General features: G+C 70.8%; 14 protein-coding genes. 7 read left to right on the plus strand and 7 right to left on the minus strand.

Annotated elements, in window-relative coordinates:
* Positions 1 to 3: 3 nt before the first annotated feature.
* Both OHA55_RS23750 and OHA55_RS23755 read left to right on the plus strand, forming a co-directional pair.
* Positions 4 to 3066, plus strand: a complete 3063-nt coding sequence (locus tag OHA55_RS23750; RefSeq protein WP_266709493.1) for a glycoside hydrolase family 3 N-terminal domain-containing protein — start codon at positions 4 to 6, stop codon at positions 3064 to 3066.
* A 127-nt stretch (positions 3067 to 3193) separates the two neighbouring features.
* The gene (locus OHA55_RS23755) at positions 3194 to 4606 is read left to right on the plus strand and encodes a hypothetical protein (RefSeq protein WP_266709495.1); all 1413 of its coding nucleotides are present in this window, start codon (positions 3194 to 3196) and stop codon (positions 4604 to 4606) included.
* Between the two features lie 151 nt (positions 4607 to 4757).
* On the opposite strand, the gene OHA55_RS23760 is transcribed toward OHA55_RS23755, so the two are convergent.
* On the minus strand, positions 4758 to 8936 hold the full coding sequence (locus tag OHA55_RS23760) for a carboxypeptidase regulatory-like domain-containing protein (protein WP_266709497.1): 4179 nt from the start codon (positions 8934 to 8936) through the stop codon (positions 4758 to 4760).
* Positions 8937 to 9802: 866 nt separating this feature from the next.
* On the opposite strand from OHA55_RS23760, the gene OHA55_RS23765 reads away from it, so the two are divergent.
* Positions 9803 to 10459 (plus strand): bifunctional 2-polyprenyl-6-hydroxyphenol methylase/3-demethylubiquinol 3-O-methyltransferase UbiG, encoded by a 657-nt coding sequence (locus OHA55_RS23765; protein WP_266709499.1) that lies wholly within the window; start codon positions 9803 to 9805, stop codon positions 10457 to 10459.
* Positions 10460 to 10588: 129 nt separating this feature from the next.
* Here OHA55_RS23765 and OHA55_RS23770 read toward each other — a convergent pair whose 3' ends face one another.
* Complete coding sequence (locus OHA55_RS23770) at positions 10589 to 11197, minus strand: YceI family protein (protein WP_266709501.1); 609 nt, start codon at positions 11195 to 11197, stop codon at positions 10589 to 10591.
* Positions 11198 to 11618: 421 nt separating this feature from the next.
* On the opposite strand from OHA55_RS23770, the gene OHA55_RS23775 reads away from it, so the two are divergent.
* The gene (locus OHA55_RS23775) at positions 11619 to 12140 is read left to right on the plus strand and encodes a hypothetical protein (RefSeq protein WP_266709503.1); all 522 of its coding nucleotides are present in this window, start codon (positions 11619 to 11621) and stop codon (positions 12138 to 12140) included.
* A 462-nt stretch (positions 12141 to 12602) separates the two neighbouring features.
* Positions 12603 to 13631 (plus strand): IS30 family transposase, encoded by a 1029-nt coding sequence (locus OHA55_RS23780; protein ID WP_266710402.1) that lies wholly within the window; start codon positions 12603 to 12605, stop codon positions 13629 to 13631.
* A gap of 82 nt (positions 13632 to 13713) precedes the next feature.
* Here the strand turns inward: OHA55_RS23780 and OHA55_RS23785 are convergent, their stop codons facing one another.
* Complete coding sequence (locus OHA55_RS23785) at positions 13714 to 14940, minus strand: glycoside hydrolase family 64 protein (protein ID WP_266709505.1); 1227 nt, start codon at positions 14938 to 14940, stop codon at positions 13714 to 13716.
* A 553-nt stretch (positions 14941 to 15493) separates the two neighbouring features.
* On the opposite strand from OHA55_RS23785, the gene OHA55_RS23790 reads away from it, so the two are divergent.
* Both OHA55_RS23790 and OHA55_RS23795 read left to right on the plus strand, forming a co-directional pair.
* Entirely contained in the window at positions 15494 to 17077 is a 1584-nt protein-coding gene (locus OHA55_RS23790; protein WP_266709507.1) for an acyl-CoA carboxylase subunit beta, read from the plus strand.
* 73 nt (positions 17078 to 17150) lie between these two features.
* A complete protein-coding gene (locus tag OHA55_RS23795) occupies positions 17151 to 17351 on the plus strand; it encodes an acyl-CoA carboxylase subunit epsilon (RefSeq protein WP_266709509.1) in 201 nt (66 codons plus the stop codon).
* A gap of 293 nt (positions 17352 to 17644) precedes the next feature.
* On the opposite strand, the gene OHA55_RS23800 is transcribed toward OHA55_RS23795, so the two are convergent.
* The 4 genes from OHA55_RS23800 to OHA55_RS23815 form a co-directional block, all read right to left on the minus strand.
* A complete protein-coding gene (locus OHA55_RS23800) occupies positions 17645 to 18226 on the minus strand; it encodes an ATP/GTP-binding protein (RefSeq protein WP_148021028.1) in 582 nt (193 codons plus the stop codon).
* A complete protein-coding gene (locus OHA55_RS23805) occupies positions 18207 to 18875 on the minus strand; it encodes a DUF742 domain-containing protein (RefSeq protein ID WP_266709515.1) in 669 nt (222 codons plus the stop codon). The genes OHA55_RS23800 and OHA55_RS23805 overlap by 20 nt, the downstream gene beginning before the upstream one ends.
* A 90-nt stretch (positions 18876 to 18965) precedes the next feature.
* Positions 18966 to 19379 (minus strand): roadblock/LC7 domain-containing protein, encoded by a 414-nt coding sequence (locus OHA55_RS23810; protein ID WP_266709517.1) that lies wholly within the window; start codon positions 19377 to 19379, stop codon positions 18966 to 18968.
* A gap of 10 nt (positions 19380 to 19389) precedes the next feature.
* Complete coding sequence (locus tag OHA55_RS23815; protein ID WP_266709545.1) at positions 19390 to 22650, minus strand: nitrate- and nitrite sensing domain-containing protein; 3261 nt, start codon at positions 22648 to 22650, stop codon at positions 19390 to 19392.
* Positions 22651 to 22949: the final 299 nt, after the last annotated feature.

Consider the following 22949-nt stretch of genomic DNA (forward strand, 5'->3'; position numbering starts at 1 on the left):
GCAATGCCAGCTACCCGTCACCGAAGAGGATCGGCGCGGGCCCTCCTCGCCGCCGTCACGGTCCTCGCCGGACTGATCACGGCCGCCGTCCCCGCGGCGGCCGACGACCCCGCGCCGGTGCTCGTCGACCGGTACGAGGGCGAGGTCCCCCTCAGCGCTCCGCCCGCCGACTCGATCTTCACCTGGGGCTCGGACGCCGACGACCAGCCGAAGCTCGCCTTCACCGAGCGCGCCGACGCCCCCGAGGGCTCCAAGGTCCTCGAAGGCACCTACGACATCAGCGGCTGGGGCGGGCTGAGCCACGAGTTCGCCGTCGACCAGGCCCCCCAGGACTGGAGCGCCCACAAGGGCATCCGCTTCTGGTGGTACGGGCAGAACAAGGCGCCCCTGCCGCCCGGTTCCGGCAAGAAGATCAGCTTCGAGATCAAGGACGGCGGCGCCAACGGCGGTGCGTCCGAGCTGTGGACCATGTCCTTCACCGACGACTGGGAGGGCTGGCACCAGGTCGAGGTCCCGTTCGCGGACTTCGTCTACCGCGGCGACTACCAGCCCGTCGGCGGCATCGACCACATCCTCGGCCTCGACCGGATGTGGGGCTACGCCCTCACCCTGCCGACCGGCGCCCCCGGCTCCTTCGCCATCGACGGCATGGAGCTCTACGGCAAGGCCGACCCGGCGCTGACCGCCGGCATCGCCACCGACGCCACCGTGCACCCGGTCGACAACGGAGGCTCCGCGAGCATCGGCCTCACCCTCTCCACCACCGGCGGCCTGCCCATCGAGGAGCCCGTCACCGTCGCGTACACCACCGAGGGCGGCACCGCGACGGCCGGCACCGACTACACCCCGGTCACCGGTACGTACACCTTCCCCGCGGGCACCGCGTCCGGCGCGACCCACACCGTCACGGTGACCACCAAGAAGGCGAAGAAGGCGTCCGAGGCCCGGACCGTCCCGCTCGTCCTCACCGTCACCGGCGCCAAGGCCCCGACGGAGACCCCCCAGGTCGTCATCAACGCCCACGGCCTGCCCTACCAGAACGCCAAGCTCCCGGTGAAGCAGCGCGTCGCCGACCTTCTGAAGCGCCTCTCGCCCGCCGAGAAGGCCGGCCAGATGACGCAGGCCGAGCGCAACGCGCTGCGCAGCCCCGGCGACATCGCCTCCTACGACCTCGGCTCGCTGCTCTCCGGCGGCGGCTCGGTCCCCACGCCCAACACCCCCGAGGCGTGGGCGTCGATGATCGACTCGTTCCAGCTGCGCGCCCAGGCGACCCGCTTCCAGATCCCGCTGATCTACGGCGTGGACGCGGTGCACGGCCACAACAACGTCGTCGGGTCGACGATCATGCCGCACAACATCGGCATCGGCGCCACCCGCGACCCGCAGACCGCCGAGAAGACCGGCGCGGTCACCGCGAGCGAGGTCCGCGCCACCGGCGTCCCGTGGGACTTCGCCCCCTGCCTCTGCGTCACCCGTGACGAGCGCTGGGGCCGGTCCTACGAGTCCTACGGCGAGGACCCGGCGCTCGTCGAGTCCATGGAGACCGTGATCCAGGGCATGCAGGGCGCCGCGAACGGCAGCGACCTGGACCGCGACGACAAGGTGCTCGCCACCGCGAAGCACTACGTCGGCGACGGCGGCACCGAGTTCGGTTCCTCCTCCACCGGTTCGTACACGATCGACCAGGGCGTCACCAAGGTCACCCGCGAGGAGCTGGAGGCGGTGCACCTCGCGCCGTTCCAGGAGGCGGTGGACCGCGGTGTCGGCACCGTCATGCCGTCCTACTCCTCCCTGGACATCCTGGGCGACGACCAGGGCCCGGTGAAGATGCACGGCAACGCCGAGATGATCAACGGCGTCCTCAAGGACCGGATGGGCTTCGAGGGCTTCGTCATCAGCGACTGGCAGGCCATCGACCAGCTCCCCGGCGACTACGCCAGCGACGTCCGCACCTCGGTCAACGCCGGCCTCGACATGATCATGGTGCCGACCGCGTACCAGGACTTCACCACCACGCTCAAGAGCGAGGTCTCCGCGGGCCGCATCAGCCAGGCCCGCATCGACGACGCGGTCTCCCGCATCCTGACCCAGAAGTTCAAGCTGGGCCTCTTCGAGAACCCCTACGCGGACACCTCGAACATCGACGACATCGGCTCGGACGCGCACCGCGCGGTGGCCCGCGAGGCGGCCGCCAAGTCCCAGGTGCTGCTGAAGAACGACGGCGCCGTCCTCCCGCTGAAGGCGGACCAGAAGGTCTACGTCGCCGGCTCCAACGCCGACAACATCGGCAACCAGGCCGGTGGCTGGACCGTCAGCTGGCAGGGCTCCTCCGGTGACATCACCGAGGGCACCACGATCCTGGAGGGCATGAAGAAGGACGCCTCCTCGGTCACCTACTCCAAGGACGCCTCCGCCTCCACCGACGGCTACGACGTGGGTGTGGTCGTCGTCGGCGAGACCCCGTACGCCGAGGGCATCGGCGACGTCGGCAACGGCAACGACCTGGAGCTCACGGCCGCCGACAAGGCCGCGATCGACAAGGTCTGCGCCGCGATGAAGTGCGCCGTCCTGGTCGTCTCCGGCCGCCCGCAGCTCATCGGCGACCGCCTCGGCGACATCGACGCCCTGGTCGCCTCCTGGCTCCCGGGCACCGAGGGCGACGGCGTGGCCGACGTGCTCTACGGCAAGCGTGCCTTCACCGGCCAGCTGCCCGTCACCTGGCCGAAGTCCGAGACCCAGCTGCCCATCAACGTGGGCGACGCCGCCTACGACCCGCAGTTCCCCTTCGGCTGGGGTCTCACCACCCTGAAGAAGGCCCCCGCCGGCGGCGAGGTCACCCTGACCGCCCTCCAGGTGGCCGCCGGGGTCGCCGAGAAGCTCCACCTCGGCAAGACCGCGGCGGGCAAGGCGATCGTGGACCAGGCCCGGCTGCTGGTCCAGCAGAAGACCGGCGGCAACCTGACGGCGGCGGTCTCCAAGCCGTTCGCCGACGCCGACCACCTGCTGCTCACCGGTGACCTCACCGGCGCGGTGGCCAAGCTGCGGGCGGCCTACCGGGCCGCGTGACCCAGCGGTAGCGAGCGTTCGAGGTGTGCCCGGGCAGAGCTCCTGTGCCCGGGCACACCCGTGCGTCCGGGCGCTTCCGCGCCCCCGGGAGAACGCGCGGGCCCGGTGGTCCGGAGTAGCGTGAAGTATGCGAAAAAGGCAGATGTTCGCATTTCTGGCCGGTCTGCTGCTGGTCCTCTCGACCGCGCTCTGGACCGCGTCCCTGACGGTCTTTGCCGCGTCCGCGTCCGCGTCGGCGGCCCCCGGGCGCGCCCCGGCCGCGACGATCGAGGACGCGGCCCAGGCACTGCGCGAAGACCCGGTGTACGTGGACCCGGGCGCCCGCGACCAGCTCTCCACCGGGCAGGAGAAGGCCCTGGAGGACCGGATCACCAAGGCCGACAAGCCGGTCTTCGTCGCCGTACTCCCGGACAGCTCCGCCTTCCCCGAGGACGGCCTGCTCGCCACCCTGCGCAACGACACCGGCATCACCGGGGTGTACGCCGTACGCCTCGGCGACGGATTCGACGCGGGGGCCGACCCGCAGGTCATGCCGGTCCGCGCGGTCGACAACCTCACCGCCGCGGTGAAGGCCCCGGCCGCCGACACCGCCACCGACGCCCAGCTCGACGCCTTCGTGGACGGCGCACTCGAACAGGCCAAGGGCACCGCCCCGGCCTCCTGGGGCGACGGGAACGGTTCCGCCGCGGCGGGCTCCGCGGGCACCGGACTGCTCGTCCTCGCCTCAGTGGCCGTCGCGGGGGCCGCGGGCGCCTACGCGGTCATGCGCCGCAACCGCCGCCGGGCCCGGGCCGAGGAGCGCGCCGCACTCGACAAGCTCCGGGTCGTGGTCGACGAGGACATCACCGCGTACGGCGAGACCCTGGAACGGCTCGACTTCCACCCCGGCGAGGCCGGCGCCGACGACGCGATGCGCGCCGACTACACCCACGCGCTCGACTCGTACGAGAGCGCCAAGTCCCGCATGGAGAAGGCCGAGCGCCCCGCCGACGTGCGGCCCGTCACCCAGGCCCTGGAGGACGGCCGCTACTCCCTCGCCGTACTGGAGGCCCGCCGCACCGGGTCCGCCCCGCCCGACCGCAGGCCCCCGTGCTTCTTCGACCCGCGCCACGGTCCCTCCGTCGCCGACGTGCGCTGGCGCCCGGCCGGCGCGTCCTCCCGCGAGGTCCCCGTCTGCGCCGCCGACCGGGCCCGGCTGGAGGACGGGGAGGACCCGATGAGCCGCACCGTGGACGTGGGCGACGGCAGTCGCCGCCCGTACTGGGAGGCCGGACCGGCGTACGGCCCCTGGGCCGGCGGCTACTTCGGCGGCGGCCTGCTCCCCGGCCTGCTGATCGGGACGATGCTCGGCTCGATGCTCTCCACCCCCGCCTACGCGGCCGAGTACGGCGGCGGGGACTTCGGATCCGGCGGCGACTGGTCCGGCGGTGACGTGTCCGGCTCCGACTTCGACTCCTCCGGCTTCGGCGACGGGGGAGGCTTCGGGGACGGCGGCGGCTTCGGCAGTGGCGGAGGCTTCGACGGGGGCGGCGGGTTCTGAGCCGGGCGTGACCGGGCGGGGCCGGGGCGCTTTCGGCCAGGACGTCGGGACGGCGCCGGGCCCCTTTCCCGCCACCGGTCGCGGCGGGAAAGGGGCCCGGACAGTGCTCACCGGCGTCCGGATCAGGACACCGCGTGGATCAGTGCACCGCCTACGCCTTCTTCAGGGTGAAGTCGGTGGTCACCGTCCCCTTCTTGACCACCTTGACGGTGGTCGTCGTCGGGGCGTAGCCGTCCTTGGCCACGATCACGGTCAGGGGGTTGTTGCGGGCGTCCAGCCAGAGCGCGTAGTGCCCGTCCTCGTCCGTGATCAGCGTGTACGAGGACGCCCACGAGTCGATCTGGACGGTCGCCCCCTTGAGGGGTGCGGTGACACCGGTGGACGACTTGCCGAGCACCGTGCCGGTGATCTTGCCCCAGGTGCCGGGAGCGGCCACCGTCATCGTGACCGGGACGGACGCCACCGCGTACGGGGTGTCGGAGGAGATGCCGATCTTGGCCGTGAACGCCCCGGGCTGGGTGATCTCCTCGACCGAGGCCTTCACCGACACGGGGACGGTCACGCTGGCTCCGGGAGCGAGCGTGAACCCGGTGGAGCCGAGCGACAGCCAGCTGACGTCCGAGCCGCCGGTCTGGTCGTAGCCGGGGAGCACCTCGACCGTGCTGGCCGGGCTGCCGGGGCCGTCGGCACCGCCGACCTTGTAGAAGCCCGGGGCGCCGCCGCCGCGGTAGGTCGCGACATCGGCGTTGGGCAGGGACGACCAGGTCCCGGCGGCCGGGTCGTAGGCGTAGCCCGCGTTGGTGAGAGCGTCGCCGCTGACTCCCGAGGAGGCGAGCAGCAGGCCGTTGGCCGCCGTGTAGGAGGACGCCCACAGGGACGTCGGCATGTCCGGCAGGGCCGACCAGGCGTCCGCCGCCGGGTCGTAGGAGTACGCGGACTTCAGTTCACCGGAGTCGTTGGTGCCACCGGCGCAGTACAGCAGCGCGTCGATGGCCCCGCAGGCCTGCCAGGCGACGTCCTCGGGGTAACTCGCCGCTTGGGACCAGGAGTTGTCGGACGGGTCGTAGACCGTGACCGAGTCGGAGCCGCAGACGTCGGTGCAGCCGCCGACCGAGTACAGCTTGCCGTCCAGGACCGCGGAGCCCGAACCCGCCAGCGGATCGGGGGAGGGGGCGCCGGTCGTCCAGGTGTCGGACGCCGGGTCGTAGATCTCCAGCTTGGCGTCCGTGCCGCCGTCGGCGCCCCAGCCGCCGACGGCGTACAGCTTGCCGTCGATGAAGCCGTGGGCCGGGGCCTCCCGGGTGTCGCTCGCGTCGGCCAGCTTCGTCCAGCCCGACTCGGTCTCGTAGACGTAGAGGGACTTGATGTCGACCGCGCCGTTGTAACCGAAGGCGGAGTAGAGCTTGCCGTCGTCGACCGCGACCGCGTTGTCCTCGATGGTGTCGGGCAGATCGGCGACGGTCTGCCAGGCGTCGCCGGCCTCGGCCGGAGCGGCCGCGGGGTGCGAGGCTCCACCGGCCAGGCTCTTCGACGACAGCGGCGAGTAGTCGCCCTTCTTGCTGATCAGCGGGGCGCCGGAGAGCGCCGGCGCGAAGTCCCCGGTCTTCTCGCTCAGTTCGACCGTGGCCGCGGCGCCGCCGGTGTTCTTGACGGTGACGTTCTTGGTGGCCGAACCACCCCAGGCCACCGGGGCGTCGACGGCGGCGGGCGTCACCTTGAGGCGTCCGGCCTTGAGGGAGAAGTCCTTCGACGTGACCGAGTCGGGGGCGAAGGTCACGGCCTTGGCCGCGGCCGTGTACTTCGACTTGGCGGCGGTCAGGGTCTGCTTGCCGACCGGTGCGAAGGCCCAGTAGAAGCCGTCGCCGAGCGCCGCGTCGTCCGGGGTGGCGGCCGTGGCCGTGCTCACGGCGTGGTCACCGGTGCCGGTGAGCGTGGCGCCGACGACGCCGCTGCCGGTGTTGGCGTCGGCCACCTGACCGACGAGCAGTCCGCCGGGGACGGTCGACAGCGTGCGGGCGCCGACGAAGACGTCGTCGATCTGCCAGAACCAGCCGTACTTACCGGTGAAGTGGAACCGCACCCGCACGTCGGACTCGCCGGCGTAGTCGGTGAGCGCGACGGTGACCTTGGAACCGGTGACCGCGGTGGTGTGCGAGGAGACCGCGGTCCAGGTGGTGCCGCCGTCCGTACTCACCTCGACCCGGGCGGTCTGGCCGGAGTACGACTTGTACGTGGTCCGGTAGCCGATTTCGGGCAGGTCCGTGCCGGTGAAGTCGTACGAGGGGCTGGTCAGCGTGGAGTCCTGCACCTTGCCGGAGCCCGCCTTGTCGCTGTCGACGATGGCGAAAGCGCCCTTGCCGCCCGTGGTGTTGGTCCGTTTGCCCGGGTCGTCGAACTGCCATCCGCCGGTGGTTCCAGCCGCGTTGCCGACGGTCCACCCCTCGGGGGCGGAGGTGGTCGAGTCGAACGGTTCGGTGGTGCCCTCGTCCGCCGCCGTGTACCCGGCCGCGGTGCCCGCCCAGGCGTCGACCGGCAGGCTCACGTCGGCGGAGACGGCCGAGTCGCCCACGGTGACGATCTTGTCGGCGCTGCGGTATCCCGGGTAGTTGCTGGTGATCCGAAGGGAGTACTTCTTGCCGGCCGGGAGGTCGACCGAGTAGGTGCCGTTGGTCGGATCGGTCTCGATGGGCGCGCCCGGCACCCCGTCGACGGCGATCGACGCGTAGAGCGGCCAGCCGTGTCCGGAACCGTCGGTGACCTTGCCGGAGACGGTCCGGGTCTGGACCGCGGCGAGCGCGAAGTCCTTGCTCACCGCGGCGCCGTCCGCGATCTCGACGCCCGGGAGGGTGGCCGTGGTGTAGCCGTAGGCGTCGACGACCAGGTCGTAGGTGCCCTCGGCGAGGGCCAGTGTGTAGGTGCCGTCCGCCCCGGACTCCGCCCGGGAGTCGCCCGCGGAGATCTCGGCGCCGGAAATCGGGGCGCCGGTGGCGCTGTCGGTGACGGTGCCGCTCAGCACGCCGTGCGGGCCGCTGCGGAATGCCTGCGTGCCGTCGGGGGTGCCGAGGCCGGTCGGGCCGTCCCAGCCCTCGCCCGCGGTGCAGAGCGTGGCCGGGCTGCAGGAGCCGTTGTCACCGTCGACGACGTCGTTCAGGCCGCTGCCGTCGGCCGCGTAGGGGTAGGCGGCCGGGTAGCTGCCCTCGGCCGGTGTGCCGGCCGCGGCGTACACGCCGGCGATGATCGGCGCGGAGGCGCTGGTGCCGCCGTAGACGGACCAGCCCTCACCGCCGTAGGTCTGGTAGACCGAGACGCCGGTCAGCGGGTCGGCCACCGCGGAGACGTCGGAGACCGCTCGCTTGGCGCAGTCGGTACCGGCGCTCTCCTGCCAGGCGGGCCTGGCCTCGTAGACCGAGCAGCCGGAGCCCGGACCGCCGTGGCTGTTGAACCAGACCGATTCGGCCCAGCCGCGGCTGGTGGAGCTGTCCTGCTCCAGAGCCGTGCCGCCCACGGAGGTCACGTACTGCGAGGCCGCCGGGTAGGCGACCCCGTAGGCGTCGTCTCCCGAGGAGGCGACGACGGCGACGCCCGGGTGGTTGTAGTGGGCGTCGAGGTCGGTGGTCTCCGACGGGTCCTCACCGCTGCCCGGGGTGCTGGAGTACGCCGAGCCGTACGAGTTGGAGACGAACTTGGCGCCCTGCGCGACCGCCTGGTCGACCGCGGAGCCCATGTCCTCGAAGCTGGCGGAGTCGGCTTCCACCAGGACGATGTTCGCGTTGGGCGCGGACGCCGAGACCATGTCCAGGTCGAGCGAGATCTCCCCGGCCCAGCCGCTGTCGGCCTCCGGGTAGTCGGTGCCGCCCCGCTGGTCGACCTTCTTGAAGCAGCCGTTGTCCGTGGTGCAGGCGGGCAGCCCGTACTGCGCCCGGTAGACCGCGAGGTCCTCCTCCGCGGTCGGGTCGTCGTAGGCGTCGACTATGGCGATGGTCTGTCCGGCCCCGCCTCCGGCGGAGAGGTTGTACGCGTCCTGGAGGGCGGTGGCACCCCAGCCGTCCGGAGTGGTGGCGTCGGGCCGCACCCCCTTCCAGGAGGTCACGTCGGTGCGTCGCAGCGCGAAGCAGCGGACCTCTCCCGCTTCGGGTTCGGAACAGGAGGCCTCCACCGACGGTTTGGAGTCCTTGCCGGTGTCCGCGGGATCAGCCGCGTTCGCCGCTGGGGCGGTGAGTCCGAGTACGACCAGGGCCGAGGCGGTTGCCAGGGCGGTCAGCCCGGTCAGCCTTGCCGGCCAGGTCCTTGCCCGTCTGGCAGCCGGTCTGGATGTTCCGGTGGCAGTCACGTGTCTCCCATGTGATGCACGGGTCGACCACACGCTTTTCAGGTCGACGGCGAATTGTTTTCGCCGGTCACCCATTAGCCGGGATTCGCAAGGTACATGTCAACGATGCCTTTGTTAAATCTGAACGTTGTCCGACTGTCAAGGCGGATCATTCGATACCGAAATGAGAGGGAAGTGACGCCTGGTCCGCCCTGTGGCCGGAGGGGTTTTCGCTGGTCGCGGGGGCGGGGCCGGCGACTCCTCCCCTTTCGGCCCTCTTCCTCCCTGCCTCCGCTTTCGGCCTTCCGTGCGTCATCGGCCGGCAGGGAGCTGTGCGCCCTTGCGGGCGAAGGCTCGATCGGCCTTCTTGCGGACGGGTCTGACCTGCCTGTATGGCGAGGCCCTGTCCGGCGGGGCCGCGCGGGGTGCGACCGGGGGCGGCCGGGAGCCGTCGTGGCGGTGGGCGTGATCCGGCCACCCGGCTCTCTGGCGAGAGGTCCGACGCGGGTGTGGAGCGGCCCGCGACCAGCATTCCTTCCGTCCGGGGAACTGGCCGGACACTCAATTTCGGGCAATGATCCGTGTAGTTTGCATGGGTGCGGCGAGCGTCTGCCTGGCCGGATTACCGATAAAGGCGGGAACTCTTTTGCGGCCCCGTGAATCGGATCGCCCATTCGAAGGGGAAGGCGGAGTTCCGCGCATTGCGGAGCGGCCCACCGGCTTTCCGGCGCGCCCCTGCGGCCCGTCGTGCCGCGACGGGCGGGGCGGGGCGGCGCGGTGCGGTCGGCCGGCGCCCCGGATTTGCCGTTCCGGCAAGCGGGCTTGTCCCGGCGCCCGAGCGGGCGCACCCTCTCCCCCGTAACCCGGCCCGTACGTCAGGAGACCGCATGACCAGCGACAGCACCGCGCCCGCCGGAACGGAAGCGCGCACCCCGGCCGAGATGTGGGACGAGCGCTACCGCCGCAGCGACCGGATCTGGAGCGGGAACCCCAACACCGTCCTGGTCCGCGAGGTGTCGGGGGTGAGGCCGGGGCGCGCCCTGGATCTCGGCTGCGGGGAGGGCGCGGACGCCGTCTGGCTGGCGGGCCTCGGCTGGCAGGTCACCGCGACCGACCTCTCGCGGGTGGCGCTGGAGCGGGCGGCCGTCCACGCGGCCGACGCCGGTGTCGCCGACCGCGTCGACTGGCAGTGGCACGACCTCGGAGCGTCCTTCCCGGACGGGGAGTTCGACCTGGTCTCGGCGCAGTTCCTGCACTCCATGGCGGACCTGCCCAGGGAGCGCATCCTGCGGCGGGCGGCAGCGGCCGTCGCGCCGGGCGGGATTCTGCTGGTCGTCGGCCACGCGGGATTCCCGCACTGGGAGGCGAACCCCGACCCGTCCGTGCGGTTCCCGACGCCCGACGAGGTGCTGGCCTCGCTGGAGCCGGCGCCGGGGGAGTGGGAGGTACTGCTCAGCGGCGAGCACGAGCGGGTGCAGAACGACCCGGACGGCAACCCCACCACCCGTACGGACAACGCCCTGAAGGTCCGCCGCGCCGGGTGACCCCACCCGGCGCCCGGCACCGAAGGCCCGCCGCGCTGACGAACGGTTCCGGCCGCGCACGCGCGAGCGCCCGCCCCGGTACTCCCTCGTGGGGGAGCCGGTGGCGGGCGCGCTCGGGTGACGCGGGGATCAGGCGGCCTTGATCGCCGAGATGTCGAAGGTCAGCTTGACCTTGTCGCTGACCATCACACCGCCGGTCTCCAGAGCGGCGTTCCAGGTCAGGCCCCAGTCGGAGCGGAGGATGTTGGTGCTGCCCTCGAAGCCGACGCGCTGGTTGCCGTACGGGTCGGTGGCCGAGCCGTTGAACTCCAGGTCGATGGAGAGCGGGCGGGTGACGTCCTTGATGGTGAGGTCGCCGGTGATCCGGTAGGTGTCGCCGCCGAGCTGCTCGGCGCTGGTGGAACGGAACGTCATCAGCGGGAACGCCTCGGCGTCGAAGAAGTCGCCGCTGCGCAGGTGGGCGTCGCGGTCGGCGATGCCGGTGTCGATGCTGGCGATCTTGACGTCGATGGAGGCGGTGGAGTGGTGCGGGTCGGTGCCGTTCAGCACCAGGGTGCCCTCGTGCTCACCGAAGGAGCCGCGCACGTTCGTCACCATCGCGTGCCGCACGGTGAAACCGATGCTGGTGTGGGCCGGGTCGATCGTGTAGGTGCCGGTCAGGGCGGCGAGCGCGGGGTCCACGGCGGGCTTCTCGGCGACAGCGGTCGTGGTGGCGGACTTGCGATTGAACAGAGCCATGGCTCCTCCTCGGGAGACGTGTTCCTCGAAGTCGAAGGCTCGGTTTGTTCAACCTTCAACGACATTGACTGTAGACCTGTTTAGTTCAAAGTTCAACATTGAGTGCGAGGGTTCGTGCGCAGACGCCCTCCCGGGGCGGCCTGAGCGGGCGGTTGCCGCCCTGTCGGGGTGCCGGGGGTCGGTCGCCGGAGGGTCCAGGTGGGGGGCATGGCGCCGCCGCCACGGGATTCACCGCATCGCCGGGGAGGCGTCATGGCGGCGCGGCCCCCGGGATTCACCGCATCGCCACGGACGCGGTCTGGCGGACGCGCGTAGAACTCGGGCAGTATCGCCATGCCGCGCCGCGCGGCGCTCCCGCGCCCCAGGCGTCCCGCCGTTCGGCCATCGACCAGAACTTGTCATGAGCAGGAGGAGACCCCCCATGTTGACCCGTCCCAGGCTCCGCTCCGCCCTCACCGCCCTCGCCCTCGTGCTGGGCGTCCTCTTCGCGCCGGGAGTCGGCGTGATCGGCGGCGCCACCGACGCCCACGCCGCCACCAAGCTCACCCACGCCCAGGCCACCGCCCGGTTCAGCTCGTCCGGGATCACCTGGTCCTCCTCGGGCGGCTGTTCCGACCGCAACGTCTCGACCTGTACCTCCTTCGACCAGCTCAACCTGGCCACCGCCCAGGGCGCCCAGACCCTCAAGAGCGCCACCGGCTGCGCCATCAACATCACCGGCGGTACGGAGACCGGCCACGCGAGCGGCACCTACTCGCACTGGAACGGCTACAAGCTCGACTTCGCGAAGAACACCTGCCTGAACAACTACGTCACCGGCACCTTCACCTACATCGGGCTCCGCGGTGACGGATACGCCCAGTACCAGGCGGCCTCCGGCAACATCTACGTCAACGAGGGCAACCACTGGGACACGACCTACTACAACTGCGGCGGCTGCTGACCCGGCACCGGGCGCACCGGCCCACCGCGCACACGTGTGCCCCCTCTCCCGCCGCCGGGCGGGTTCCACTGATCCCCGCAACACCCTGGAGTTCCAGGGGTTGCGGGGATCATGGATTTTGAGGCGCTGAAGTCGAGGTTCTTCGAGGCGTTGGACGAGGCGGACGGCAGCGTCACCGGGGCGGCTCGGGCGGTAGGGGTGAGCCGGCATACGGCGGCCGGGTGGGCTCGCAAGGCCGGCATTCGTGGTCGTGGCAAGCCCAGCAGGGGCGGGCATCCCCGACGGGCGGAGTACGAGCGCCTTCGGGCGGCCGGGGTCCGACGCCGTGAGGCTGCGGTCCAGGCCGGTGTCCACCCGCGCACAGCCCAGGACTGGGACCGAGGCATTCGGCAGATCGGCCACTCACGTCTGCATGCGGACGGCCGCTTGATCGACTATACGACTGGTGTGACCACCACCGTTGTGTCGGGGGGCCCGTCCCTGACCGCCGTCGAGGCCGATCTCCACCCCCGGTTCCTCACCGTGGCCGAGCGGGAGCTGATCGCCGACATGCGGCGCGAGGGCCACTCGCTGCGCGCGATGGGCCGGGCCCTGGGTCGGCCGGCCTCGACCGTCAAGCGCGAGATCGACACCCACTCGGCAGGCGGCACCTACCGCCCGCACCAAGCCCAGCGCGCATGGGCCAGGAGCCGGTCCCGCCCCAAGGAGTCCAAGCTCGCCCAGAAAGGTCCACTGCGCGACTTCGTCGCGGACCGGCTCCAGGAACGCTGGTCGCCCGAGCAGATCTGCAACGCTCTCCCCATCGAGTTCCCCGACGACGAGGGCATGCGGGTGAGTCCGGAGACGATCTATCAGGCGGTTTACGTCCAGGCCCGCGGCGGACTGCGCCGTGAAGTCGCGCTGGCGCTGCGCACCGGGCGCACCCGCCGCAAGCCGCACCGAAGCCCGGACCAACGCCAGCGCCGGTTCGTCGACGAGATGGTGATGATCTCTGAGCGGCCCGCCGAGGTCGAGGACCGGGCGGTCCCCGGCCATTGGGAAGGCGATCTGATCGTCGGTCCCCGGAGCGCGAGCGCGATCGTGACTCTGGTCGAGCGCTCCACCCGCTACGTCATGCTCGGACATCTGCCCGGCGGACACACCGCCGAGGAGGTGCGCGACGTACTGGTCCCGCTGATCCGGACCCTGCCCGCACACCTGCGTGGCTCACTGACCTGGGACCAGGGGTGCGAGATGGCCGCCCACAAGCAGTTCACCGTGGCCACCGGAGTCCCCGTCTACTTCTGCGACCCCCACTCTCCCTGGCAGCGCGGGTCGAATGAGAACACCAACGGTCTGCTGCGGCAGTACTTTCCCAAGGGCACCGACCTGTCCGTCCACAGCCCCGAAGACCTCGAACACGTCGCCCAGCAACTCAACGGCCGGCCACGCAAGACGCTCGGCTGGAGAACCCCAGCCGAGCGCCTGCGTGCTCTACTGACAACCGCATAGGCCATCAGGTGTTGCGAGGACCCCAAGAATCCGCCCGCCGTCGGGAGAGGGGGCACACGCGCCGTGGGGGTCCGGGAGCAGGTCAGGAACCGACGCTCACCGTGAAGCGCCGGGGGTTGCCGTCGTTGGCGGCGCCCGAGACGTCCGGCTGGCCGTCGGGACGTACGTCGTCGTAGGGGAAGGCGTAACCGATCGGGCTGTTGGCGTGCACGATGCGCGACCAGTGGTTGGTCACGGCCTCCTGGTAGTAGTCCGCGGTGGTCGTCCCGTTCGGCTGGTCCGGGTGGCTGAGCATGATCGAGCGGTTGAACCCGGCCGCGAGCCGCGCCAGCAGTGCCTTCTTGTCGTCCGAGTCCGCGGGGTTGTTGGTGAAGGGCCCGTGGTTGCAGGTGAAGACGTCCTTGGACACCGGCTTGGTGAAGGTGTGGCCGCCGTCGAAGACCAGGTCGTCCCCGCTGACCCGGCCGGCCAGCACACCCCGGCCGCCCTGCAGGTCGATCCGCAGATCGGTGGAGCGGTACTTCTCCCAGACCTGGTCGATCTGCGCGGTGAACAGGTCCCGGAAGGGCATCTGGTCCGGGCGGTCGAAGTAGGGCGCCATGAGGTTCTGCGGGGAGACGACCCGCAGCACCTGGCCGTCCGCGCCCCGGGTGACCAACTGGTCCCAGGGCTGCCCGTCCGCCGCCGCCTGCGCGATCAGCCCGTCCGCGATCCGCTGCACCGCGCCGTCCGGCAGCGGGGCGACGGTGTGGGTGGAGTCGCCCTCCAGGGTCAGCCCGATCGGGAGCGCCGTGACGAGGTCGACGTAGCTGATGTTCGCGTAGAGCTGCTGCGGGTTGAAGGTGAACTCGCAGAAGGACCAGGTCCGCCCGTAGTTGGCGTCCGTCGGGGTGGCGAAGGCCGGCTCCACCAGCGCCGGGCCCGGATTCAGGTAGAAGTCCAGCGTGTCGTCGCGGACGAAGTACACCCGGGCGCCGTACATCTGCGGGAGCGTCAGCACCACCGGGGCGCCGCCCGCCGGGTTCAGCGGGATCGAACAGTCGACCGGCAGCGGGGTCTGGGCGGCGGCGGGGGAGTCGGGCCGGTAGAGGCTGCCGTCCGCCCGGAGCAGCACCCAGCGGTCGGTGCCCTGCTCGTGGCCGGTGACGTAGGCGCGCACCGTACCGGGCAGCGAGCGGTTCACCAGGGCCAGCTCGCAGGTCGCGGCGGCGGCCGAGGCGCTGGGGGAGAGGGCGCTGCCCCAGACGGGATAGCTGAGCGCCGCCGCGGAGGCGGCCGCACCGGTGAGGAAGAGACGACGAGAGATCACGCGGAGCTCCGGAGGGGTGGGGGGACGAGGTGGGGGAGCACGGCCCGGCCGTGCGGGCGGTGGGGGCCGCCCTGTGATGCCGACCACTCTCACCACACCCGTCACAGGCGTCAATAGGTGTGACTGAGAGCGCTCTCAGAATCCGGATTTCTTCACAACTCGTCTTCACCGTGCCCGTGTTGGCGGCTACGGAGGCGCGCCCCCGGCCGGCCGTGCCCGGTGGTGACAAGAGGTGAAAGAGGGGGCCCCGCCGGCGTCCCGCGCGTCCCGCCTGTCCGGCCGCCTGGAGGGTGGTGCCGGATCGTCGCCGGCGGCCACCGCGGCCGTCGTCCTCCGGAGGCGGGCGTTCCACTACGCTCGGTCCCGCAGGAGCCGCTCGCCCTTCCCGGGCCCCTTCACCCTGTTTGTGGGAACCCCATAAGGCGGAGTGGGTCCCAGATGGTGGATCGCACGCATGGTGCGAGGGTTCTGTCGGTCCCCGCCAGGAAACCGGTCAGGAGACTGTACGGATTCGACGGCGGTATTTGCATCGCCGGATTCGTAGGGTCGGTACATGACCGTTGTGGACGAAATCCCGGGTGAGCCGAGCGACACGCGTGGCCGGGTGGCCGAACTGCTGGCCCTGCGCGAGCAGGCGCGGCGCGGCCCGAGCGACCGGGCGACCGAGGCGCAGCACGCCAAGGGCAAGCTGACCGCCCGCGAGCGCATCGAGCTCCTGCTGGACGCCGGTTCGTTCAAGGAGGTCGAGCAGCTCAGGCGGCACCGGGCCACCGGCTTCGGCCTGGAGTCCAAGAAGCCCTACACCGACGGTGTCATCACCGGCTGGGGCACGGTCGACGGCCGGACGGTCTTCGTCTACGCGCACGACTTCCGGATCTTCGGCGGCGCGCTGGGCGAGGCCCACGCCACCAAGATCCACAAGATCATGGACATGGCCATTTCGGCCGGAGCGCCGCTGGTCTCCCTGAACGACGGCGCCGGCGCCCGTATCCAGGAGGGCGTAAGCGCGCTCGCCGGCTACGGCGGCATCTTCCAGCGCAACACCCGGGCCTCCGGTGTCATCCCGCAGATCAGCGTGATGCTCGGCCCGTGCGCGGGCGGCGCGGCGTACAGCCCCGCCCTCACCGACTTCGTCTTCATGGTCCGCGAGACCTCGCAGATGTTCATCACCGGACCCGACGTCGTCAAGGCGGTCACCGGTGAGGAGATCACCCAGAACGGCCTCGGCGGCGCGGACGTGCACGCCGAGACCTCGGGCGTCGCGCACTTCGCGTACGACGACGAGGAGACCTGCATCGCCGAGGTCCGCTACCTCATCGGGATGCTGCCCTCGAACAACCGTGAGAACCCGCCGACCGTCGCGAGCGACGACCCGGCGGACCGCCGCGGCGACGTCCTGCTGGACCTCGTGCCGGCCGACGGCAACCGCCCGTACGACATGCACAAGGTCATCGAGGAGCTCGTCGACGACGGCGACTACCTCGAGGTCCATGAGCGCTGGGCCCGCAACATCATCTGCGCCCTCGCCCGGATGGACGGCCAGGTCGTCGGCATCGTCGCCAACCAGCCGCAGTCCCTGGCCGGTGTGCTGGACATCGAGGCGTCCGAGAAGGCCGCGCGATTCGTCCAGATGTGTGACGCGTTCAACATTCCCATCATCACTCTTCTGGACGTACCCGGCTTCCTCCCGGGCGTGGACCAGGAGCACGGTGGGATCATCCGGCACGGCGCCAAGCTGCTCTACGCGTACTGCAACGCCACCGTGCCGAGGATCTCGCTGATCCTGCGCAAGGCCTACGGCGGCGCGTACATCGTCATGGACAGCCAGTCCATCGGTGCCGACCTGACCTACGCCTGGCCGACCAACGAGATCGCGGTCATGGGAGCCGAAGGTGCCGCCAACGTCATCTTCCGCCGCCAGATCGCCGAGGCCGAGGACCCCGAGGCCATGCGCACCCGCATGGTCAAGGAGTACAAGGCCGAGCTGATGCACCCGTACTACGCGGCGGAGCGCGGACTGGTCGACGACGTCATCGACCCGGCCGAGACCCGCGAGGTGCTGATCGCCTCGCTCGCGATGCTCCGGAACAAGCACGCCGACCTGCCGTCCCGCAAGCACGGCAACCCCCCGCAGTAGTCGTCGGCCCGCGCGGTACCCGCGCACCGGCCCCGAACCCTGCCGAATCCTGCCGAGAAGACGGAGACATCCCATGAGCGTCACTGCCGCCGAGTCCGTGCTGCGCGTCGAGAAGGGCCACGCCGCCCCCGAGGAGCTCGCGGCCATCACCGCCGTACTGCTCGCCCGCGCGGCCGCCCAGCCCGCTCCCGCCCGCACGGTCCGCGACACGGCCCGGTGGCGTCGCCTGGAGCGCACCCCGGGCTTCCGCGCCCCGCACAGCTGGCAGGGCTGACACCCCGCACCGGGGGACGCGCGAACGCCGGATCGCGTTTCGCGGTCCCCCGGTGCGGCGGACAACTCGCCCACACCACCACGGAAGGCCCTGAGGGCCGCTCCGGCGACGCACGAGGCCCCGGCCGGGAACTCTCCCGCCGGGGCCATTGCATGGCCGGAAACAGCCGTTACGGGCCCCTCAGGGCCGCACGGGTGCGAAGACCCGGCCCGTACGCACACGGAAGAAGCCCCGACCTCCCGGTGAACAACCGGGGGCCGGGGCTTCTCGTCGTGCGGGGTCGTCCCCGGACGTCAGCGCAGCCGGGCCATGAGGGCGTGCTCGACAAGGGTGATGAGTGCGCTCTTGGCGTCCGAGCGGTGGCGGGCGTCGGTGGTGAGGATCGGGGTGTCGGGTCCGATCTGGAGTGCTTCGCGTACTTCGTCGGGGGTGTACGGCTGGTGTCCGTCGAAGCCGTTGAGGGCGATGACGAAGGGGAGGCCGCTGTTCTCGAAGTAGTCGACGGCGGGGAAGCAGTCGGCGAGGCGGCGGGTGTCGACCAGGACGACGGCGCCGATGGCGCCGCGTACGAGGTCGTCCCACATGAACCAGAAGCGGTCCTGTCCGGGGGTGCCGAACAGGTACAGGATCAGGTCCTGGTCCAGGGTGATGCGTCCGAAGTCCATGGCCACCGTGGTGGTGGTCTTGTCTCCGGTGTGGGTCAGGTCGTCGATGCCCGCCGAGGCGGACGTCATCACGGCTTCGGTGCGCAGCGGGTTGATCTCCGAAACGGCACCGACAAACGTGGTCTTACCCACGCCGAAGCCCCCTGCCACCACGATCTTCGCCGAGGTGGTGGAGCGGGCCGCTCCGCCGCTAGAGCTTGCGAAGTCCACTGAGCACCCTTTCGAGCAGTGTCACATCTGGCTGGCCGCCGGCGGTCTCGTCGCCGCCGGGCTGATGGATAGCGACGAGTCCGGCCTCGGCCAGGTCGGCGACGAGGATCCGGGCAACGCCGAGCGGGATCGAGAGAAGGGCCGAGATCTCGGCCACCGACTTGATCTCGAAGCAGAGCCGGCAGATCCGCTGGTGCTCGGGCAACTGCCCTTGCAGCCGGGACGGATCGGCCGTCGTACTGACCAGCGCCTCGATGGCGAGCTGGTAACGCGGCCGCGTCCGTCCGCCGGTCATGGCGTACGGACGGACCAACGGGTTGTGAGCGGCGGGCGCCGACGGCGCGGGCCGCGAAGGCCGCTGCGCCACCGGCTGGATCCGGTGCGCCGGGGCGTCGAACCGCTGAGGCGGCTCCTGCCGGGGCTGCCACTCGGACTGCTGCCGCTGGGACCACTCCGGTCCCGGCTGTTGGGGCCAGTCGGCTCCGCGGGGGTGCGCCTGCGCGGGCTGCTGGGGCGGGAGATAAGGGTCGTAACCCTGCATGCCACCCTCGCCGCTCGCCGCGGAGGGGAAGTTGAAGCGGTTTTCCCCGTGCTCGTCCGGAACCCGCTGACTGCCGTCATACGGGTGTCCGCCTGTGGGTGCTGCCACGTCTCCTCCTCCTACTGCCATTCGCCGATCCCAGTGGGGCCGCGCCACCGCACCCTATGGCGCGGTGACGAGAAACGCACTGTCTGTCTCCTAGTTGAGAAGACTTCCCTGGAGTTCGGCGCGCAGATCCGGCGTCAGAACACCGCCCGCGCGGTCCACCAGAAGTGCCATTTCGTACCCAACCAGGCCGATATCGGCGTCCGGGTGGGCCAGAACGGCCAGTGAAGATCCGTCGGAAATCGACATGATGAAGAGAAATCCTCGCTCCATCTCCACAACGGTCTGGTTGACGGCGCCGCCCTCGAAGATCCGGGAGGCACCCGCGGTCAGCGACGTCAGACCGGAGGCGACGGCCGCCAACTGGTCGGCGCGGTCGCGCGGGAACCCCTCGGACATGGCCAGCAGGAGTCCGTCGGCGGAGACCACCACCGTGTGCGACACCCCGGGGGTGCTGTCCACGAAGCTGGTGATCAACCAGTTGAGATTCTGCGCCGCCTGGCTCATCGGGCTCACACTAACGCTCCTGGTTGTAGGTATTACTGCTGTCCGACCCCTGCTTGCGTCCCTGCTGGATACCTCGCCGCAGGTTGCTCAACCTGCCGCGGATGTCCTCGGGCGTGCGGGAGACCTGGGGGCCGCCCTGCTGGGTCTGCTCCGCGGTGCCCTCGACCAGATTGGCCTTGGGCACCCGCCGGGGAAGCCCCGAGAGGGTTATTCCGCCGGCCTTCGGGTCCCGGAGCTGCTCGGCCCGCTCCCAGCGCTCGTCGTTGGTCGAACGCCAGTCGTCGGTGCTCTCGCCGTCCTGCGGTTCGACGGCCGACGGGGAGTCCTGCCGCTGGGGCGGGTTCGCCGCCTCGGGCCGGGCGTTGTCCGATCCGCCTGGCTGCCAGTGCTGCTGCCCGCCCCGGCGCGGGAGCCCCGCGTCGGTCATCTCGTGACCGGCGTTCGCGGTGGGACCCGAATGATCGAAGCCTACGCGCTCGGGCGTCTCCTCGGGAGCGCCGGGAGCGGATTCCGCTTCTTCCTGGGCGGAGGTCTCGTAACCCGCCTGGAAACCACCCTGTTCCGGCCACCCGCCCTGCTGGTGCTGGTCACCGTGCGGCGTGAACTGGTCACCGTACGAAGGCTGTTGGGTGCCCTCGGTGGGGTAGGCCTGTTCCGGATAGCCGCCCTGGGGGAGCTGCTCGGCATCCGGCCGGAAGCCGGCGTCCGCCGCGTACGGGGCGTACGTCTCCTGGTGGCCCGTCTGCCCGAAGCCCTGCTGCTCGTAGGAGCCCGGCTCGAAGGAATCCTGCTCGAACGTGCCCTGCGGGTAGCCGTTCCGGTCGTACGCGGGCTGCTGCCCGTAACCGGCCTGCGGGTAGCCGTCCTGCTCGAACTGCTGCCGGGGGGCGTCCTGGCCGGGGCCGTCGAACGGAGACTGCTCGCCGGCGGTGTGGGCGGCCTCCAGAGCGGCGCGGCGCTCTTCGCGCATCAGCGAGCGGCCCACCGGGTCGAGCGTCGGCGAGTCCGGCTCGTAACGCGAGTCGTCGAAGCCGAGTTCGGCGGCCGTGCGCATGCCCGAGAGCTGCGGAGCGGCGGGCAGCGGGTGCTGCTGCTCGGGGATGATCGAGGAGACGGTGAAGTCGTCCGACGCGGCGACCGGTTCGCCACCACCACCGTGGGTGATCGCGTCCGGCAGCATGACCAGGGAGGTCGTGCCGGCCTGCTCGCCCGAGGGGCGCAGCTGGACCCGGACGCCGTGGCGGTCGGAGAGCCGGCCGACCACGAAGAGGCCCATCCGCTGGGACACCGCGGCGTCCACGGTCGGCGGGTTGGCGAGCTTGTGGTTGATGTCGGCGAAGTCCTCGGCGGTGAGGCCGATTCCCTTGTCGTGGATCTCGATCATCACGCGGCCGTCCGGCAGACGGGTCGCGGTGACACGGACCTTGGTCTGCGGCGACGAGAACACCGTGGCGTTCTCCAGCAGCTCCGCCAGCAGGTGCACGAGGTCGGTGACGGCCTGACCGTGGATCTCGGTGTCCGGGACCCCGGTGAGCTCGATGCGCTCGTACGACTCCACCTCGGAGGAGGCGGCGCGGAGCACGTCCACCAGCGGTACCGGCTGGTTCCAGCGGCGGCCCGGCTCCTCACCGGCGAGGACCAGGAGGTTCTCGCCGTTGCGGCGCATACGGGTGGCCAGGTGGTCCAGCTTGAAGAGGCTCTCCAGCTGGTCCGGGTCGGCCTCGTTGTTCTCCAGGTCGGTGATGAGGGTCAGCTGGCCCTCGATGAGCGACTGGTTGCGGCGCGAGAGGTTGGTGAAGATCGCGTTGACGTTCCCCCGCAGCATCGCCTGCTCCGAGGCGAGCCGGACGGCCTCGCGGTGCACCTGGTCGAAGGCGCGGGCGACCTCGCCGATCTCGTCGCTGGTGTTGATCGGGATGGGCTGGACCCGGGTGTCGACCCGGCCCGGGTCGGTCCGGGACAGCTGGTCGACGAGGGACGGCAGCCGCTGCTCGGCGACCTCGAAGGCGGCGGTGCGCAGTCGGCGCATCGCGCGGCTCATCTGGCGGGCCATGAATCCGGCCACGACGAACGCGGCGAGCAGGGCGACGACGACGATCGAGGCGTTGACGATGGCGTCGGTCTTGGCGTCGGAGGAGATCTGCGCGGCCTCGTCCACCGCCTTGTCGACGAGCTCGTCCGTGACGGTGGCGTACCCCTCGAACTTCGCGGTGGAGGCGGCCGTCCAGGTCTCCGGGGTGATCCCCTTCGCCTTCAGCTCCGACGGGGAGAGCCCCTTGCCGATCTGCGCGGCCATTCCGTCGAAGACGGAGCCGTCGACGCCGGGCGGGGTCACGAACGGCGCCCCGGCGGCCTCGGCCTGCTCCTTGGCGGCCTTCAGCTGCTCGGCTCCCTCCGCGGCCTTGCCCTCCATGACGGTCTTGAGGCGGTTCACGTCCGTCTGGGTGCCACCGGAGTTGAACTCGCCGAGGGCGATCTGCTCCAGGTAGTTGTACGAGCCGAAGGCCTTGACCTGCGCGTTGAACGTGGTCTCGTCCTCGCTCGGACGCACCAGCAGGTGCAGTCCGATCGAGCGCTGGAGCGATTCGGCCGCCTGCGAGAGTTCGAGCGCGTAGACGGTACGGCCGTAGCTGGTGACGTTGCCGGTACCCAGGCCGAGTTCGTTGGCGAACTCCATCAGCGAGTGCTGGATCTGGGTGTAGCCCTCCTCGGTCTTCACCGGGTCCAGGCTCGTGGTGTACGCGGCCTTGCGCAGCGCGGCGAGTTTCGGCTCCTCGCCCCTGAAGAGCTTCAGCCTGCGCTGCAGACCCGCCTTCTGCGGCATGTCGGCGACCGCGGCGGTGAACCCCGAAGCGGCGGCGTCGGTGGCGGCACGGCTCTGGGTCACGACGGAGTCGGTGGACTCCTTCTTCAGGAGGGGCTGAGCGGTGAGGTCACGCTCGTTCAGCAGCGCCTGCCCGTACACCGAGGCCGCGCGGACGACCAGAGCGGTCTTCTCGGCGTCCTGCGCCTCGTTCCAGGTGTCGATGGACCCCTTCACCTGGAAGCCGCCCATGGTGAGGCCCACCAGTGCGGGGATCAGGAGGATCGCGTTCAGGCGCGTCGCCACGCGCCAGTTGCGCGGGGACAGCTTGCTCGTGCTGCCGACGGGCGATCCGTCGTCGGCCGTGTCCGCACGGTCGGCGTGCTCCCCGGGGGATACAGCAGTGCGCGGCGGCGTGAAGTTGCCCCGCTCAGGCTGTGTCGGGGAGCCTTCGTTGCTTCGCCTCACTCGACCAACAACCTCTCGGCGTCGGCACCTACGTTGTGCCGGTAAATTCGTTCAGGGCCGTACTACTCGGGAGTTCGCCGCATTCCAGCATGGGGACCGGCCGCGTTCCAAACACTCGGAGTCGATCATTCCGAGTGGCGTAAGCCTCAGATAAAACGGGCATAAAGAACGAGCCCCGCCAAAAGGCGAGGCTCACATGAGCGGAGGGGCACCGGATGGATGCGTCGGGTGTCGGTCCACCGGAAATTCTCTGTCGAAACGTTATGAACGCGGGGGCGGATCGTGTCGAAGGACACAGG

It is taken from the genome of Streptomyces sp. NBC_00102, assembly GCF_026343115.1.
Taxonomy (GTDB): domain Bacteria; phylum Actinomycetota; class Actinomycetes; order Streptomycetales; family Streptomycetaceae; genus Streptomyces.

Coding starts and splice junctions, on each gene's coding strand:
- OHA55_RS23750 (WP_266709493.1), top strand. CDS start 4: ATGCCAGCTACCCGTCACCGAAGAGGATCGGCGCGGGCCCTCCTCGCC.
- OHA55_RS23755 (WP_266709495.1), top strand. CDS start 3,194: ATGCGAAAAAGGCAGATGTTCGCATTTCTGGCCGGTCTGCTGCTGGTC.
- OHA55_RS23765 (WP_266709499.1), top strand. CDS start 9,803: ATGACCAGCGACAGCACCGCGCCCGCCGGAACGGAAGCGCGCACCCCG.
- OHA55_RS23770 (WP_266709501.1), bottom strand. CDS start 11,197: ATGGCTCTGTTCAATCGCAAGTCCGCCACCACGACCGCTGTCGCCGAG.
- OHA55_RS23775 (WP_266709503.1), top strand. CDS start 11,619: ATGTTGACCCGTCCCAGGCTCCGCTCCGCCCTCACCGCCCTCGCCCTC.
- OHA55_RS23790 (WP_266709507.1), top strand. CDS start 15,494: ATGACCGTTGTGGACGAAATCCCGGGTGAGCCGAGCGACACGCGTGGC.
- OHA55_RS23795 (WP_266709509.1), top strand. CDS start 17,151: ATGAGCGTCACTGCCGCCGAGTCCGTGCTGCGCGTCGAGAAGGGCCAC.
- OHA55_RS23810 (WP_266709517.1), bottom strand. CDS start 19,379: ATGAGCCAGGCGGCGCAGAATCTCAACTGGTTGATCACCAGCTTCGTG.